The following is a 14,675-nucleotide window of genomic DNA, read 5'->3' on the forward strand; positions in this document are numbered from 1 at the left end:
TTATCGGCCGTGGTGGAGAGGGGTTTGCCGCTCATCGGCTTTCTCCCGCATCGTAATTGGTCATGACGGTGTAGAAGACCCAGGACAGTAGGAGCACGATCAGGAAATAGATCAGCGACATGGCCGCGGCCGGGCCGAGGTCGAACTGGCCGAGCGCCATCTTCACGAGATCGATCGACAGGAAGGTCGTGGAATTGCCGGGGCCGCCGCCCGTCACGACGAAGGGTTCGGTGTAGATCATGAAACTATCCATGAAGCGCAGCAGCACGGCGATCAGCAACACGCGGTTCATCTTCGGCAGCTGAATGTAGCGGAAGACGGACCAGCGCGAGGCGCCGTCGATCTTGGCCGCCTGGTAGAAGGCATCCGGAATGGAGGCGAGGCCGGCATAGCAAAGCAGCACGACGAGGCTCGTCCAGTGCCAGACGTCCATGATGATGATCGTCGCCCAGGCGTCCGCCGGATCGGAGACGTAATTGTAGTCGATGCCGAGATTGACGAGGACATAGCCCATCAAGCCAATGTCGCTGCGGCCGAAGACCTGCCAGATCGTGCCGACGACGTTCCAGGGGATCAGCAGCGGCAAGGCCATCAGCACGAGGCAGACGGGAACGCCGATGCCCTTCTTCGGCATGTTGAGCGCGATGAAGATGCCGAGCGGCACCTCGATCGCCAGGATGACGAAGGAGAAGATCAGGTTGCGGATCATCGAATCCCAGAAACGACCGGAATGGAGGATCTCTTCGAACCACTGTGTGCCCGCCCAGAAGAATTGATTGTTTCCGAAGGTGTCCTGCACCGAATAGTTAACGACGGTCATCAGCGGAATGACGGCGGAAAAGCCGACGAGCAGCAGAACCGGAATGAGCATGAACCAGGCTTTGTTGTTCCAGGTCTTGTCCATCGTCAGGCTCCCATCTCGATGCGCCAGGAGTCGGCGTAGATATTGATGCCGGCGGGATCGAAGGCGATGTGCGGCTCGGCCGGCACCGTCTGGTCCTCGCCGATGACCGCCACGATCTCCTGGCCGTCGAGTTTGGCGCGGACCACCTTGCGGCGGCCGAGATCCTCGACCTTGGTAACTGTGGCGGGCATGCCCTCGCGGCCGATGCGGACGAATTCGGGGCGAATGCCGAGTTCGGAACGGCCGGCCCGCTTTTCTTTCGGCGCGCCGGGCAGCGCGATCATACGGTTGCCGATACGCGCGCTATTGCCTTCGATTTCGACAGGCATGACGTTCATGCCGGGCGAACCGATGAAATAGCCGACGAAGGTGTGGCGCGGGCGCTCGAAGAGATCGTTTGGCGTGCCGATCTGCACCACTTCGCCATTGTACATGACCACGACCTTGTCGGCGAAGGTCAGCGCTTCCGTTTGATCGTGGGTGACATAGACCATGGTGAAGCCGAAGCGGCGGTGGAGCTGCTTCAGCTGCGAGCGCAGCACCCACTTCATATGCGGGTCGATGACGGTCAGCGGCTCGTCGAACAGGATGGCGTTGACATCCGAGCGCACTAGACCGCGGCCGAGCGAGATCTTCTGCTTGGCATCGGCCGTCAGGCCGCGCGCCTTGCGGTGGGCGCTGTCGGAAAGGCCGATCATCTCGATGATCTCGTCGACCTTGCGCTTGACCTCTGTCTCCGGGATATGCCGGTTGCGCAGCGGGAAGGCAAGATTGTCGTAGACCGTCATCGTGTCGTAGACGACCGGGAACTGGAAGACCTGCGCAATGTTGCGCTCCTGGGTCGACAGCCGCGTCACATCCTTGCCGTCGAAGAGGATGCGGCCTTCGGAAGCCTGCACCAGGCCCGAAACAATGTTGAGAAGCGTGGTCTTGCCGCAGCCGGAAGGGCCGAGCAGCGCATAGGCGCTGCCGTCCTCCCAACTGTGGTTCACTTCCTTCAGCGCATAGTCGGCGTCGGATTTAGGATGATCGTTGTAGGCGTGCCTGATGTGGTCAAGATCGATGCGGGCCATAGTCTCTCCTCAGGCGGCTTGTTGCAGGGCGGGAGTGACGGCGGCGCCATCGGTGTCGAAGACCATGATGTGGCGCGGATCGATGTAGACATCGATCGCATCATCGACATCGATATCTTGCACGCCCTGTGTCAGCATCACCCAGCGCTGACCGGCAAAATCGATATGAATGAAGCTCTCCGAGCCGGTGATTTCGGTCACCATGACACGCGCCGGGGCGGCGACGGCTTCCGGCGTCTGCGGCGCGAGCGCGAGATGATGCGGCTGAAAGGCGATTGTGTAGCGGCCATCCGGCCGATCCTCCAAGCCCCTTGGTACGGGCAGGCGAATATTGCTGTCGAGCAGGAATTCCCGGCCGCGTTTATCGAGCGCGATTGTATTTAGCGGCGGATCAGCAAAGGTGGTGGCGGTAATCAGGTCGCGAGGATTGCGGAAGACATCGATCGTCGGCCCGAATTGCGTGATGCGGCCTTCCGCCAGGGTCGCCGTATTGCCGCCAAGGAGCAACGCTTCGGAGGGTTCAGTGGTGGCGTAGACGAAGATGCCACCGGATTCGGCGAAGATTTTCGGCAATTCGGCGCGCAGCTCCTCACGCAGCTTGTAGTCGAGATTGGCGAGCGGCTCGTCGAGCAGCACGAGGCCGGCATTCTTGACGATGGCGCGGGCAAGTGCCGTACGCTGTTGCTGGCCGCCGGAAAGGCTCAAGGGAAGGCGATCAAGGAAGGGGCCGAGGCGCAAAAGATCGGCTGCCTTTTTTACTTCCTTGTCGATGGACGCCGCGCTCTTGCCGCTCAACCGCATCGGCGAGGCGATGTTGTCATAAACGGTCATGGCGGGATAGTTGATGAATTGCTGGTAGACCATGGCGACGTTGCGGCGCTGCACCGGCTGGCCGGTGACATCCTTGCCATCGACGTGGATCGTGCCAGTGGTCGGCTTATCGAGGCCGGCCATCAGCCGCATCAGCGACGTTTTGCCAGACAGCGTTGGCCCCAGAAGCACGTTCAACGTGCCGCGCTGCAGCGTCAGATTTGTTTCGGCAATATGGGTTTCGCCGCCGACAGACTTCGATACGCCCCTGAGTTCAAGCACGATAGATTCCTTCCATGCGCCGCATATCGATGCTGCCGCGAGGATCGCGAAGAGACTGATCCGTCCGGAAATGCCGTCGCCGGGCGGTGTCTATTGCTGAGATTATGGTTGTCGGGAGGTGGATTGTGCCGATCTGCCTGCGGAAACATCGCATCGGCTTGAATGGTGCCGCGCGAGGTCAATGGAGGTGCGGCCGATGCCGCAAACCAAGCCGTTTTCCGTATTGATCTGATTTTCGGACAATTATTCCTCCCCTTGTTTCGATTTGCATCCCTCACGCGAAAACCGAAACAAGAATGACGATAAATGAAGATAAAGGAATGTCAAACGAAAATTGACCGCGTTTCAGTTTCGCTTCATGAATCTCATCTCTGGCGTGCTTTAGCGATTTATTCTCAATCCGGTAAGCAATTGATTGAATTGCAAATGGAGGCTGGTGTCCCTTTCGATGCGTCCACTCGCATCATGGCCGGACGGAGCCTGATCGCCCGTCCGAACAGTCGTGCGTTTCGGAGCCTGGCACTGAGTGCGAGGCAGGATCTGCAATATCCGGCGGTGAATAGGGAAGGTGATCGATGGCAGGATGCGGGATGGAGCTCATGCCCAAGCTCCATTCACGGGCGTCTGCCCTGCCTGCTTATCATTTGCTCGAAACGATGAAATCTGCCATGTGCGCGCTCGCGCCGTCATCGTTTACCGACGCAGAACCGCCCCTCAAGCATTATGAGGAGCGGCAGTTTTCGAAATGGACGGGACTTAGCGCGCCGCCCAGTTGGCGCCGCGGCGGAAGATGGTCTTCATCTGCGGGACGTCGAATTCCTTGGCCTGATGGCCGAGCGAGGAATAGAAAACGCGGCCCTGGCCGTATTTGCGCTTCCATGCGACCGGCATGACGACGCCGTCGATCCAGTAGGCATGATCGCCGGTGAAGGTGGTGGTCGCCAGCACCTCGTTCGAGGGGTCGACATGCATGTAATATTGCTCCGACGTGTAGGGGAAATCGGTAATCCCCTCCATGATCGGATCGTCCGGGCGGGTGATATTGACCGTATAGTCGATGATATTGCCGGGATGGGCGACCCATTGGCCGCCGATGATGAACTGGTACTCGACGCTCTCGCGGAAACTATCGCCAGCACCGCCATGATAGCCGGCTATGCCGACGCCGCTTTCGATCGCAGCGGCGAGGTTCTTCACCTCCTCCTTCTCGATCTTCGACATGGTGACGATCGGCACGATCAGGCTAAGATCATGGATCGAAGGGTCGGCAAAGGCCTCGGTGCTGTTTTCGAGATAGACCTTGAAACCGTCCTCTTCCAGCATGTCGCGGATGATGTGGGCGCATTCCTGCGGTTCGTGGCCGCTCCAGCCGCCCCAGACGATAAGTGCTTCACGCATGATAATCCTCCTGAAATTACTTGGTTAGCGGCCGATCTGCCCATCCACCAGGGATTCGGACAGAGGGGCGGGACGCTCCGTTTGCGTCGTGATGGCGACCGTGCGACCCGTATCGGAAGCCGTCTGGAAGGCTTCCATGACCTCGAGCACATGCAGCGCGAGGCTGCCATTGGCGCGGTGGGGACGGTTCGAGCGGATGGCGTGCGCCAGATCGGCGACGCCGAGCGAACGGTAATTGCCGTCGGCATAGGGCGCGGTGATCTCGCGCTCGGCAAATTCGCCGCCCTTCTTCAAAAACTCCACCGGGCCGCCGAAGCGGTTGGGATCGGGCACGATTAGCGTGCCTTCGGTGCCGTAGACTTCGAGTGGAACATGCTTGTGGCCGGCGACATCGAAGCTCATGCCGATCTGGACGACCGCGCCATTGGCAAAGGCCATGACACCGGCGACGTGTGTCGGCACATGCACGGGGATGTGTTCCCCATTACGGGGTTCGCTGGTGATGATGCGTTCCTTACGCGGCGTGACGGCAAAGCCTGCCACCTCCGAGACGGGACCGAGCAGATTGACGAGATCGGTGATGTAATAGGGACCCATATCGAGCATCGGGCCGCCGCCGACTTCATAATAGAAAGCCGGATTCGGATGCCAGCGCTCATGGCCGGGGCACATGAAGGTAGCGGTGCCACCGACCGGGATGCCGATCGCGCCCTCGTCGATGATCGCGCGCGCCGTCTGGTGACCGCCGCCGAGGAAGGTATCGGGGGCAGCGCCGATGCGCAGCCCCTTGGCGGTAGCGGCATCCGCCAGCTTCTTGCCTTCGGCGAAATTGATGCCGAGCGGCTTTTCCGAATAGGTGTGCTTGCCGGCATCGAGCGCCTGCAGACCGACGGCGACATGCGCCTTCGGAATGGTCAGGTTGACGATGATCTCGATCGAGGGATCGGCAAGCAGCGTGGCGATGTCGACCGCTTTCAAGCCGAATTCAGCGGCCTTTGCCTCGGCGAGCTCGCGATTGAGGTCGGCGACACCTTTGATGTCGAGAATGGGAAAGGATTTCATGGCGGTGAGATAGGCGCCGGAAATGTTCCCGCAGCCGATGATGCCGATGCCGACCTTGTTCATAAGATTCCTCCAGATGAATTGTCTTTGCTGTCCTGCGAAATTAGAGAGCCGGTGCCGGCCCCGTCGTTCCCCAAGGCGATTCGTAGAGTTCGCGCAGTGCCACGACGGCGGCGCCCTGCGCCCAGGTCTCGTCGGTCGACTGGTCGAAAACCAGTTCGGTCACACCCCTGATCGACGGTGGAATAGCCAGTGAATAGGCCTCCCGCAGGCTGTCGAGGAAGGGCTGGCCGAGCGCCAGGCTCGAACCCACGAGAATGACGCGCGGCGGGGCAAACAGCGTGACGATGTTGGCGAGCGCCATGCCGCAGGCCTCGCCGGCACGAATGGCCGCGCTGATGAGCGAGACATCCTCGGCATCGATCAGCGTCTTGGCATGCGCCATTCCGCGTCCGAGGCGGATGGCTTCGGCAAAACGGCCGCTCGGCTGATCGCCGAGAATGGCGCTCTCGCCGGCAAGGCTTGCCAAACGAATGATGCCCTGTGGTCCCATGCCGAGAACGAGGTCGCCAAGGTTATGGCTGAGGCCGCCGGCGCCGCGAAAGAGCTGGCCGCCATGCAGAACACCCAGGCCCAGCGTCTGCTCTAGCGATACCAGTACCATGTCGTCCAGGTCTCTCGCCTTGCCGAACCAGTGGTGCGCGAGCGTGATGGCATGTGCATCGCTTTCGACGATGGTGGTCACGCCCAGCCGCTCCGACATTTCCTTGGCGAAATCGACGCCGGCTTCTCGGAAGATCGGGCTGGTGCGGACATGGCCGGTGCGGTGCTCGACGACACCGGGCAGGCCGAGGCAGACGGAATCGATCTCGTCCAGCGCCAGATTGGCGTCAACGACGCAGCGGCGCACGCCATCCTCGAGGAGATCGGCGATAACGCCGATCGGTTGGCGGTCGACGCGCAGCGCCAGTGTCAGCGTCGAGAGAACCTCGCCGCAAAAGTCCGTCACGACGAAGACCATGCGATTGGCGGCGATTTTCGCACCGACGACGCGCGCGGCATCCGGGTTGAGCTCCAGCATGACGCGGGGCCGGCCGCGGCTGGCCGCCTCGCGCAGGTCGCCTTCGGTGCGGGCCAGGATCAGCCCGTCATCCAGCAGCGAGGCCGTGATTGCCGAGACTGTGGTCGTGGAAAGCTGGGTGCGGTCGCTGATTTCGATACGTGCGATGGAGCCCGCCCGCCGGATCGTATCCAGCACATTGAAGCGGTTTATCGCCCGCATAAGCTCGGGATCTGCTGTTTTCATGAGAATGGCGCCGAATGACGGACCCGCTCGGCTGCGGCCTGATATTTTTAACGGAATGCGAATTAAATAGCCTATGGCCATTGCCCAATGTCAAGCCATTTTGCAGACGGTCTGCCGAAAATTTAGCGTTGGCGGTTGACATTTCAGCAAAGCTCCGTTGAATTATTCCGCATAAGGGAAAAAATATCTGAGGCTCTTGGTTCCCTTGGGAGGAGAAAATCATGATCCATCTACGCGGGGCCAAAGCCCTTCGCATCGCGGCTGTCGCCGCCACGACTGGACTGGCGATTCTCGCCGGCGCGACGGGCGCTGCTGCCGATACCGTCGTCAAATGGCTGCATCTGGAAACCGATCCGAATTATGTCGCCGTCTGGCGCAAGATCGCGGATCAGTATGAGGCCAAGCATCCCGGCACAAAGATAGAGATGCAGTTCCTGGCCAATGAGGCGTTCAAGGCGAAGCTGCCGACATTGCTGCAATCGAAGGACGCGCCCGATTTCTTCTTCAGCTGGGGCGGTGGTGTCTTGAAGCAGCAGCAGCAGACCGGCGCGCTGCTGGATCTGACTTCGGCAATGAACGCCAAGGATGGCGCTTGGCTCAAGAGCTACAATCAGGCGGCCATCAAGGGCCTGACCTTCGACGGCAAAATCAGCGCCGTTCCGTATAAGCTCGGCACGGTTTCCTTCTTCTATAACAAGGCGCTGTTCGCCAAGGCTGGCGTCGATGCGAGCTCTATCAAGACCTGGGACGATTATCTGGCCGCAGTCAAGAAGATCAAGGCTGCCGGTATTGCGCCGATCGCCGGCGGCGGCGGAGAGAAATGGCCGATCCATTTCTACTGGAGCTATCTGGTGATGCGCGACGGCGGTCAGCAGGTCTTCAACGACGCCAAGAACGGCAAGGGCAACGGCTTCAACGATCCGGCTATCATCAAGGCCGGCGAACAGCTTGCAGAGCTCGGCAAGCTCGAACCTTTCCAGCCCGGCTATCTCGGCACCACCTGGCCGCAGGCGCTCGGCGTCTTCGGCGACGGCAAGGCTGCAATGATCCTCGGCTTCGAAAATACCGTTGCCAACCAGCGCACCAATTCCGGTGACGGCAAGGGTCTGGCGGATGACAATATCGGCCGCTTCGCCTTCCCGGCCGTGACCGGCGGTGCCGGCCTTCCGACTGATACGCTCGGCGGGCTGAACGGCTGGGCTGTCACCAAGAAAGCCCCGCCCGAGGCGCTCGATTTCCTCGCTTATCTCACCAATGCCGAAAACGAGCGCACCATGGCGCAAGCCGGCATGATCATCCCGGTTGCCGTCGGTGCGGAAGATGGCGTCAAGGGTCCGCTGATGCACGAGGCTGCCGACCAGCTGGCGCATTCGACTTGGCATCAGAACTTCTTCGACCAGGATCTCGGCCCCTCGGTCGGCCGCGTCGTCAACGATGTGGCCGTCGGCATCGTCTCCGGCCAGATTTCGCCGAAGGATGGCGCGCAGCAGGTCCAGGATGCCTTCGAGCAGGACCAGCTCTAGCGCCCTCCGGCGCCGGCCTCTCCCTTGTGCCGGCGCCGGTTCTTCTTTGAATTGCAACTGTCGAGACTGCCCATGACCGATGTCAGCGCCACGACCGCCATGCCTTCCGTCGCAAGAGTAAGACCCGCAGCGAAACGAAAGTCGCCGGCGGCGCGTGGCCGCCTGCCCGTCATTCTGCTGTTCCTGCCACCGGCGCTGCTGCTTTTCACCATTTTCGTCATCCTGCCGATGGGTGAAGCTGCCTGGTACAGCCTCTATCGCTGGAACGGCTACGGCCCGCCGACCGAGTTCGTCGGGCTGCGCAATTTCCAGGTTCTCTTCAAGAATGGCGCCTTTCTGACGTCGCTCAAGAACAATGCGCTGATCATCGTCGTGTCGATCGCCATCCAGGTGCCGCTTGCCATTTGGCTCGCGACGATGCTGGCGCACCGCATTCGCGGCGTAGTGCTTTTCCGGCTGATCTTCTTTCTGCCTTACGTGCTGGCCGAAGTGGCTGCCGGTCTGATCTGGCGCTTCGTCTATGACGGCGACTACGGCCTGTTCGCCGCGATCGCGCATTTCCTCGGCACGCCGACGCCCTACGTGCTCGCCGACAAGGATCTCGCGATGTATGCCGTGCTCGGCGTGATCGTGTGGAAATATTTCGGTTTTCACATGATGCTCTTCATCGCCGGTATGCAGTCGCTGGACAAGAGCGTGCTCGAGGCGGCCGAGATCGACGGCGCTACCGGCTGGCAGAAATTCCGCTACGTGACGCTGCCGCTGCTCGGCTCGACGCTGCGTCTTTCTGTCTTCTTCGCTGTCGTAGGATCGCTGCAGCTCTTCGACATGATCATGCCGCTCACCGGCGGCGGCCCGTTCAACTCGACCCAGACGATGGTGACCTTCCTCTACAATTTCGGCGTCACCCGCATGCAGGTCGGACTCGGCAGCGCCGTCGGCGTCGTTCTGTTCGTGATCTGCGTCACCCTCGCCTTCGGCTATAAACGGATATTTATGCGCAATGACTGATCTGGCCTCATCCGTTCGACTGACCACCGGCACAAAGATCTATCTCTATGTGTCGCTGACCATCATTGCCGCGATCGTGCTGATCCCGCTGCTGACGACGGCGCTCGGCGGCTTCAAGACGCTCGGCGATCTCCGCACCAACCCGTTTGGTCTGCCGGCCGAGTGGCATTTCGAGAATTATACCGGCATTCTGTTCGGCGACCGCTACTGGCGGCAGATGATGAATTCTCTGATCATCGCCGTGCTGACAGTGTTCCTGACGCTGTCGGTCTCGGCCATGGCCGCCTTCGCTTTCGCGCATGTGAAATTCTTCGGCTCGAATTTCCTGCTGAACTATTTCCTCATTGGCCTGATGTTTCCGGCCGCCACCGCCATCCTGCCGCTCTTCATCCGCATCCGCGATCTCGGCCTGCTCAACACCTATTGGGGCGTCGTGCTGCCGCAGGTGGCGTTCGGCCTCGGTATGAGCATCCTGCTCTTCCGGAATTATTTTCGAAACCTTCCGGAAGAATTGTTCCAGGCGGCCTTTGTCGACGGTTGCGGCTATATCCGTTTCTTCTGGCATATCTCGCTGCCGCTTTCGCGGCCGATCATCGCGACTGTCAGCATCATCTCCTTCGTCGGCAGCTGGAACAGCTATATCCTGCCGCTGATCATGCTGAACTCGGATTCGATCTATCCCTGGCCGCTCGGCATGATGGTCTATAGCGGCGAATTCGGCACGGAATGGGAGCTGGTGCTCGCCTTCATCACGCTGACCATCCTGCCCACGGTCATCGTCTTCTTCCTGGCGCAGAAGCACATCATTGCCGGTCTGACTGCCGGCGCCGTGAAATCCTGAGCCTTACTGGAGCGCAAACAACATGGCATCCGTCGAACTGCATAACATCCACAAGGCCTATGGGGCGCTGACCGTCATCCACGATATCTCGCTTTCGATCGAGGACGGAGAGTTCATCGCGCTCGTCGGCCCCTCCGGTTGCGGCAAATCCACGCTTCTGCGGATGATCGCCGGATTGGAGGAAATCACCGATGGCGATGTGTCGATCGGCGGGCAGGTGGTCAACTCGATGACGCCGCGCGAGCGTAACATCGCCATGGTCTTTCAATCCTACGCGCTTTATCCGCATATGACGGTCGCCGAGAATATGGGCTTCAACCTGAAGCTTTCGGGCGAGACCAAGCAGGTGATCGAACAGCGGGTCAATGAAGCCGCACGCATGCTCGATCTCACCAAGCTGCTCGACCGCAAGCCGGCGCAGCTTTCCGGTGGTCAACGCCAGCGCGTCGCCATGGGCCGCGCCATCGTGCGCAATCCCGCCGTCTTCCTGTTCGACGAGCCGCTCTCCAACCTCGATGCGAAGCTGCGCGTGCAGATGCGCTCCGAGATCAAGGCACTGCATCAGAAGGTGCAGACGACCTCGATCTACGTCACCCATGACCAGATCGAGGCGATGACGCTGGCCGACCGGATCGTGGTGTTGAACCAGGGCCGCATCGAGCAGCAAGGCACGCCAATCGAACTTTATCGCAAGCCGGCCAATCTCTTCGTCGCCGGCTTCATCGGCTCGCCGGCCATGAATTTTCTCGATGGCGTGGTCGAAGGCGTCGAGGGCGTTCCTGCCGTGCGGCTGAAGGACAGCACGCCGATCCGCATCGCTGGGGAACGCAAGGTGAAGGCGGGCCAGAGCGTGAAGGTTGGTTTGAGGCCCGAGCATCTGAGCCTTGCAAGTGCCGGTTCGCCCCTTACCGGTCAGACGCTGTTGGTCGAGCCGACCGGCGCCCAGACACACGTGCTCTTCGACCTTGCCGGCGAACAGGTGACGGCTGTTGTCGATGGCGAGGCGCCGGTGCGCTATGGGCAGCCGCTGAATGTCTCGGTGAGCCCGGAGCAGGTCTATGTCTTCGACGCCGCGAGCGGCCTGGCTCTTTAGGTTCTCACATCGATGGAATCGACGCGATCGGCATAGAAGGCCATGTAATCCTTGATCCGGCTGACGGATGGATAGGGGTTTTCATAGCTCCATATGGCATTAACCGAGCGCTCGCCGCCGGCCGGAATGCTGTAATAGGAGCATTCGCCCTTGTAGGGGCAGTAGGTTTCGTGGCTGGTCTTTTCCAGCGAGGACATGTCGACATCCCTGCGCGGGATATAGATGACGGCTGGATAGGATGCTTCCTTGAGCGAAAGGGCCTCATGCGTATCGGCGATCACCTTGCCGGCGACGGAGACGATGACATGGGCCTGCTTTTCCTCGATCGTGATTGGATGATCGGGACCGGGGATCTTGACTGCTCTTTCGGACATTCTGGCTCTCCTCAACTTTGGTGAATGTCAGATGAGTTTGGTTCTGCTGCCGCTTATGTGGTCTACCCCTCACCCTAGCCCTCTCCCCGCGATGCGGGGCCATGCACGAAACTGCAGCAGAACCAAACTCGCCTGACAATCTCAGTTCAAAGGGATATAGGAAGCATCCTGCCGATTATCAGGTCCCTTGCGACCCCGGCGTTTTCAAGGCCCCCCAGCGTAGGCCATCCATGAGGAGGCGTACGAGGCGGCGGGATCGGTCATACCATTCCGGTGAATCGGGCATGGAATAGGTGCCGGAAAGTGCCTGCAGCACGTCGGTACTGTCGACGTCGGTGCGGATCGCGCCGGCGGCGACTGCGCGGTCGATGAGACTTGCGAGCGCGACCGGCACCTTGCCGTAACTGTCGGCGAAGAGCTTGGAATTGCTGTTGAAAAGGATGCGCAGACTGTCGGCCATGCCCCGCTTCGTCGCGATGTAACCGACGAAGCGATGCATCCATTCCTCCAGAGCTTCATCCGGTGGGCGCTCGCGTGAAAGTTCTTCGGCGGCATCGCACAGTGCTTCGACTTCGTGATGATAAACCGCTTCCACCAGGTGTTCCCGGCTCGGAAAATGGCGATAGAGCGTGCCAATGCCGACATCCGCGCGGCGAGCTATGTCTTCCAGGGAGGCGGCGGTGCCATGGCTGGCGAAAGCTTGTGCTGCAACTTCGATCAACTTGCCATAGTTGCGTCGCGCATCTGCGCGCAGACGCCTGCTTTCATTCGGCAGCATGGGTTTTGGTTCCGGCAACGGCTTGCGCGCCAATTTCTGCTCCTTGCAGGTTACCATGTGAGGATATCCGGCATCGCGTCAGATGGCGCGCGGCGATATCTTCTCCATGGCGAAATACAGAAGGATTGTTATCGCATTCGTCATCGAGGCGCCATTGCCGCCCGCGGGAATCGGGTTTGCAAGGATCGGGAAGGACGTTCGTGCGGATTTCTGGCTGGCTTATGGAGACGGCGCGCCGAAATGGCTCGGCCCAAAGCCCGGTCCCAAATTCGGTCCGAAATCCGATCCTGAATTCGGCCCGAAGCTCGGCCCCTGCTCGAAGTTGGCGAAGGGGGCGGAGGGATTGCCGCGAGCCGGCGGAACGTCGAGGTAGCTCATGATGTTCTCGACGTGGTTGACCTGTGAGCGCAGGCTGTCGAGCGACTTGCCGGTTAGATTGGTGCCGGCGGGCAATTGCGCTGTCAGCGGATTTTCGTAACGGCCGTTGACGCGCAGTTCGTAATAGAGATGCGGGCCGGTGGAGTAGCCCGTCGAGCCGACATAGGCGATGACCTGGCCCTGGGTGACGCGCTGGCCGACGCGAAGATCCGACGGCGTTGCCGAAATATGGGCATAGGTGGTCTCGTAGCCGCCGTCGTGGCGGATGCGGACATATTTGCCGTAGCCGGTTTCCCAGGAGATCTTTTCGACGACGCCGTCGCCGGCGGCCTGGATGGGGCTTCCCATCGGCGCACGGAAATCGACGCCGTTGTGGAATTTCTTCACACCGAGAATGGGATGGATGCGCCAGGCAAAGCCGTCACCAAGCGTGCCATTCGGCACGGGCCGGTGCACAAGCGACTTCGCGATCGAGTGGCCGCTCTCGTCGTAGAATTCCGAGGGGCCTTCGCCTTCATTCTTATGCAGATAGAAACGATGCGTGTCGCCGTCGGCATGGAATTCGATGAACATCAGTTCGGTGCGGCCATCTTCCGCCTTGCGGAAGAGCAGGTCGACGCTGTCGGGAGCATCGTCGATGCTGGTGAGCGAAATGCCCTTGGCCTTGGCGAGCTTGATGAGCTGCGAGGCATATTCCTTGGTGAGGCCGGCTCTTTCGAGCTTGTCGCTGACTGCCCGCTCGTCGCTCTCGTCGACACCCTTCAAATCGACCGCGGCGACCTCCGTCGAGGATGGAGCTTCGGCCTGGCTTTCGCTGTAGAGCGTGGAAAACAGCCTGTCATTGGCCATCGGAACAAAGCCATTGGCATCATCGCGGGCAACGACGCGCTCTGGCGTCTTGTCGCCGCTGAGGCGCGCCATGATCAGCTTCGGGCGGGCATTGGGGCCTTTTTTCTCAAGCAGCAGTTCCAGGCTGTCGCCGGGGGAAACGGTATCGGTCTCCAGGGCGCGCTGCAGCTCGTCGCCGGCGTCGCTGCCGAGGCCGGCAGACGCCAGGATATCCTGAAGATCCTGCTTGTCCTTCGGCATGGATACGAGCCTGTGGAACTCGCGCCCGGCTTCGCCGGTCGTCGCGCGCGCTACGCTGACGTTCAGCGGCACGCCGCGAACCGGAAAGCGAGAGCGGCGCACGGCATCGTAATGCGTGGTCTGCGGATAGATGCCGTGGCGGATATCGGAAAGCGAAGGCGGCGAAAATGCCACATTGTCGGCGCGTTCGTCGCCATAGGAGGCACTCATGGCGCCCCCGCCGTCACGTGCCAGGGCGGTTTCGTCGGATTTGAAGACCAGCGTCGTGCGATGATAGGTGAAAATGCGGGTTTCGCCGCTGGATAATTTTTCGGCCACCTGCGCAAAGCGGGCGCCGTCGAAGCGCTGTTTTGCAGCCAGCCGGCTGGCTTTGCGCATGGCTGGTTGAGAGCGCGCGAGCTGGGCCGTGCGCACCGGCGTCGCCCGTTCGATCGTGTGACGCGCCAGCAGGGGATAGAGCACGGTGGCGAGCAGGCCGAAGGAGGCAGTGCCTGCGAGACCGATGACGATCAGGTGGCGAAGATGGGCAGAGCGCGGCAGAAAGGGAATATGAAAATCGTGATGCGGCCGCGCCTGGATCGCAGCCTCTGCAGGAAATTGAACGCGCAATGGACTTTCGGCCATGAAGTGAGGAACCCTGCAGATTGCGGTGGGCCCAAACTAGGGCAAATCATGGCAAAATCTAGGCAAATATTACGAGTCGGTTAACTGCCGTGATCATCCACAGGGCGAGATTTGCGCGTTCAAGATGAT

Annotated in this window: 14 protein-coding genes; 5 read left to right on the forward strand and 9 right to left on the reverse strand. The window is 60.5% G+C overall.

Annotation, left to right across the window (positions count from 1 at the left end; genetic code table 11):
* Nucleotides 1–31 precede the first annotated feature (31 nt).
* From FBZ97_RS21650 to FBZ97_RS21660, 3 genes are read right to left on the reverse strand one after another with little or no spacing between them, the layout of a single operon-like run.
* The gene (locus FBZ97_RS21650; RefSeq protein ID WP_113331545.1) at nt 32–904 is read right to left on the reverse strand and encodes a sugar ABC transporter permease; all 873 of its coding nucleotides are present in this window, start codon (nt 902–904) and stop codon (nt 32–34) included.
* A 2-nt stretch (nt 905–906) separates the two neighbouring features.
* Nucleotides 907–1,977, reverse strand: a complete 1,071-nt coding sequence (locus FBZ97_RS21655) for an ABC transporter ATP-binding protein (RefSeq protein ID WP_145321938.1) — start codon at nt 1,975–1,977, stop codon at nt 907–909.
* Between the two features lie 9 nt (nt 1,978–1,986).
* Nucleotides 1,987–3,069 (reverse strand): ABC transporter ATP-binding protein, encoded by a 1,083-nt coding sequence (locus tag FBZ97_RS21660; protein ID WP_145321940.1) that lies wholly within the window; start codon nt 3,067–3,069, stop codon nt 1,987–1,989.
* 306 nt (nt 3,070–3,375) lie between these two features.
* On the opposite strand from FBZ97_RS21660, the gene FBZ97_RS21665 reads away from it, so the two are divergent.
* Nucleotides 3,376–3,729: a hypothetical protein gene (locus FBZ97_RS21665; RefSeq protein WP_145321942.1), complete on the forward strand. Its 354-nt coding sequence runs from the start codon at nt 3,376–3,378 to the stop codon at nt 3,727–3,729.
* Nucleotides 3,730–3,825: 96 nt separating this feature from the next.
* Here FBZ97_RS21665 and FBZ97_RS21670 read toward each other — a convergent pair whose 3' ends face one another.
* Genes FBZ97_RS21670 through FBZ97_RS21680 form a run of 3 tightly spaced genes read right to left on the reverse strand, consistent with a single transcriptional unit; the run spans nt 3,826 to nt 6,835 of the window.
* A complete protein-coding gene (locus FBZ97_RS21670; RefSeq protein ID WP_113331552.1) occupies nt 3,826–4,467 on the reverse strand; it encodes a ThuA domain-containing protein in 642 nt (213 codons plus the stop codon).
* Between the two features lie 24 nt (nt 4,468–4,491).
* Complete coding sequence (locus FBZ97_RS21675) at nt 4,492–5,592, reverse strand: Gfo/Idh/MocA family oxidoreductase (RefSeq protein ID WP_145321944.1); 1,101 nt, start codon at nt 5,590–5,592, stop codon at nt 4,492–4,494.
* 40 nt (nt 5,593–5,632) lie between these two features.
* Nucleotides 5,633–6,835 (reverse strand): ROK family transcriptional regulator, encoded by a 1,203-nt coding sequence (locus tag FBZ97_RS21680; RefSeq protein WP_113353764.1) that lies wholly within the window; start codon nt 6,833–6,835, stop codon nt 5,633–5,635.
* 221 nt (nt 6,836–7,056) lie between these two features.
* Between FBZ97_RS21680 and FBZ97_RS21685 the strand changes: the two genes are divergently transcribed.
* The 4 genes from FBZ97_RS21685 to ugpC all read left to right on the forward strand — a co-directional run bounded on the left by FBZ97_RS21685 (nt 7,057) and on the right by ugpC (nt 11,303).
* Nucleotides 7,057–8,358, forward strand: coding sequence for an extracellular solute-binding protein (locus FBZ97_RS21685; RefSeq protein ID WP_145321946.1), 1,302 nt, complete (start codon nt 7,057–7,059; stop codon nt 8,356–8,358).
* Between the two features lie 72 nt (nt 8,359–8,430).
* Complete coding sequence (locus FBZ97_RS21690; RefSeq protein ID WP_113331556.1) at nt 8,431–9,369, forward strand: sugar ABC transporter permease; 939 nt, start codon at nt 8,431–8,433, stop codon at nt 9,367–9,369.
* Entirely contained in the window at nt 9,362–10,210 is an 849-nt protein-coding gene (locus tag FBZ97_RS21695; protein WP_015341575.1) for a carbohydrate ABC transporter permease, read from the forward strand. The genes FBZ97_RS21690 and FBZ97_RS21695 overlap by 8 nt, the downstream gene beginning before the upstream one ends.
* Nucleotides 10,211–10,232: 22 nt before the next feature.
* A complete protein-coding gene (gene ugpC, locus FBZ97_RS21700) occupies nt 10,233–11,303 on the forward strand; it encodes a sn-glycerol-3-phosphate ABC transporter ATP-binding protein UgpC (RefSeq protein ID WP_113331557.1) in 1,071 nt (356 codons plus the stop codon).
* Here ugpC and FBZ97_RS21705 read toward each other — a convergent pair.
* The 3 genes from FBZ97_RS21705 to FBZ97_RS21715 form a co-directional block, all read right to left on the reverse strand.
* Nucleotides 11,300–11,677 (reverse strand): DUF427 domain-containing protein, encoded by a 378-nt coding sequence (locus FBZ97_RS21705; protein ID WP_113421202.1) that lies wholly within the window; start codon nt 11,675–11,677, stop codon nt 11,300–11,302. The two genes, ugpC and FBZ97_RS21705, sit on opposite strands and share 4 nt — an antisense overlap.
* A 178-nt stretch (nt 11,678–11,855) precedes the next feature.
* Nucleotides 11,856–12,455, reverse strand: coding sequence for a TetR family transcriptional regulator (locus FBZ97_RS21710; RefSeq protein WP_233788643.1), 600 nt, complete (start codon nt 12,453–12,455; stop codon nt 11,856–11,858).
* Nucleotides 12,456–12,674: 219 nt separating this feature from the next.
* Entirely contained in the window at nt 12,675–14,546 is a 1,872-nt protein-coding gene (locus FBZ97_RS21715) for a M23 family metallopeptidase (protein ID WP_113421201.1), read from the reverse strand.
* Nucleotides 14,547–14,675: the final 129 nt, after the last annotated feature.

The organism is Rhizobium sp. ERR 942, from assembly GCF_007828395.1.
Lineage (GTDB): Bacteria > Pseudomonadota > Alphaproteobacteria > Rhizobiales > Rhizobiaceae > Rhizobium > Rhizobium dioscoreae.

Coding starts and splice junctions, on each gene's coding strand:
- FBZ97_RS21650 (WP_113331545.1), bottom strand. CDS start 904: ATGGACAAGACCTGGAACAACAAAGCCTGGTTCATGCTCATTCCGGTT.
- FBZ97_RS21655 (WP_145321938.1), bottom strand. CDS start 1,977: ATGGCCCGCATCGATCTTGACCACATCAGGCACGCCTACAACGATCAT.
- FBZ97_RS21665 (WP_145321942.1), top strand. CDS start 3,376: ATGAAGATAAAGGAATGTCAAACGAAAATTGACCGCGTTTCAGTTTCG.
- FBZ97_RS21670 (WP_113331552.1), bottom strand. CDS start 4,467: ATGCGTGAAGCACTTATCGTCTGGGGCGGCTGGAGCGGCCACGAACCG.
- FBZ97_RS21675 (WP_145321944.1), bottom strand. CDS start 5,592: ATGAACAAGGTCGGCATCGGCATCATCGGCTGCGGGAACATTTCCGGC.
- FBZ97_RS21680 (WP_113353764.1), bottom strand. CDS start 6,835: ATGAAAACAGCAGATCCCGAGCTTATGCGGGCGATAAACCGCTTCAAT.
- FBZ97_RS21685 (WP_145321946.1), top strand. CDS start 7,057: ATGATCCATCTACGCGGGGCCAAAGCCCTTCGCATCGCGGCTGTCGCC.
- FBZ97_RS21690 (WP_113331556.1), top strand. CDS start 8,431: ATGACCGATGTCAGCGCCACGACCGCCATGCCTTCCGTCGCAAGAGTA.
- FBZ97_RS21695 (WP_015341575.1), top strand. CDS start 9,362: ATGACTGATCTGGCCTCATCCGTTCGACTGACCACCGGCACAAAGATC.
- ugpC (WP_113331557.1), top strand. CDS start 10,233: ATGGCATCCGTCGAACTGCATAACATCCACAAGGCCTATGGGGCGCTG.
- FBZ97_RS21705 (WP_113421202.1), bottom strand. CDS start 11,677: ATGTCCGAAAGAGCAGTCAAGATCCCCGGTCCCGATCATCCAATCACG.
- FBZ97_RS21710 (WP_233788643.1), bottom strand. CDS start 12,455: ATGCTGCCGAATGAAAGCAGGCGTCTGCGCGCAGATGCGCGACGCAAC.
- FBZ97_RS21715 (WP_113421201.1), bottom strand. CDS start 14,546: ATGGCCGAAAGTCCATTGCGCGTTCAATTTCCTGCAGAGGCTGCGATC.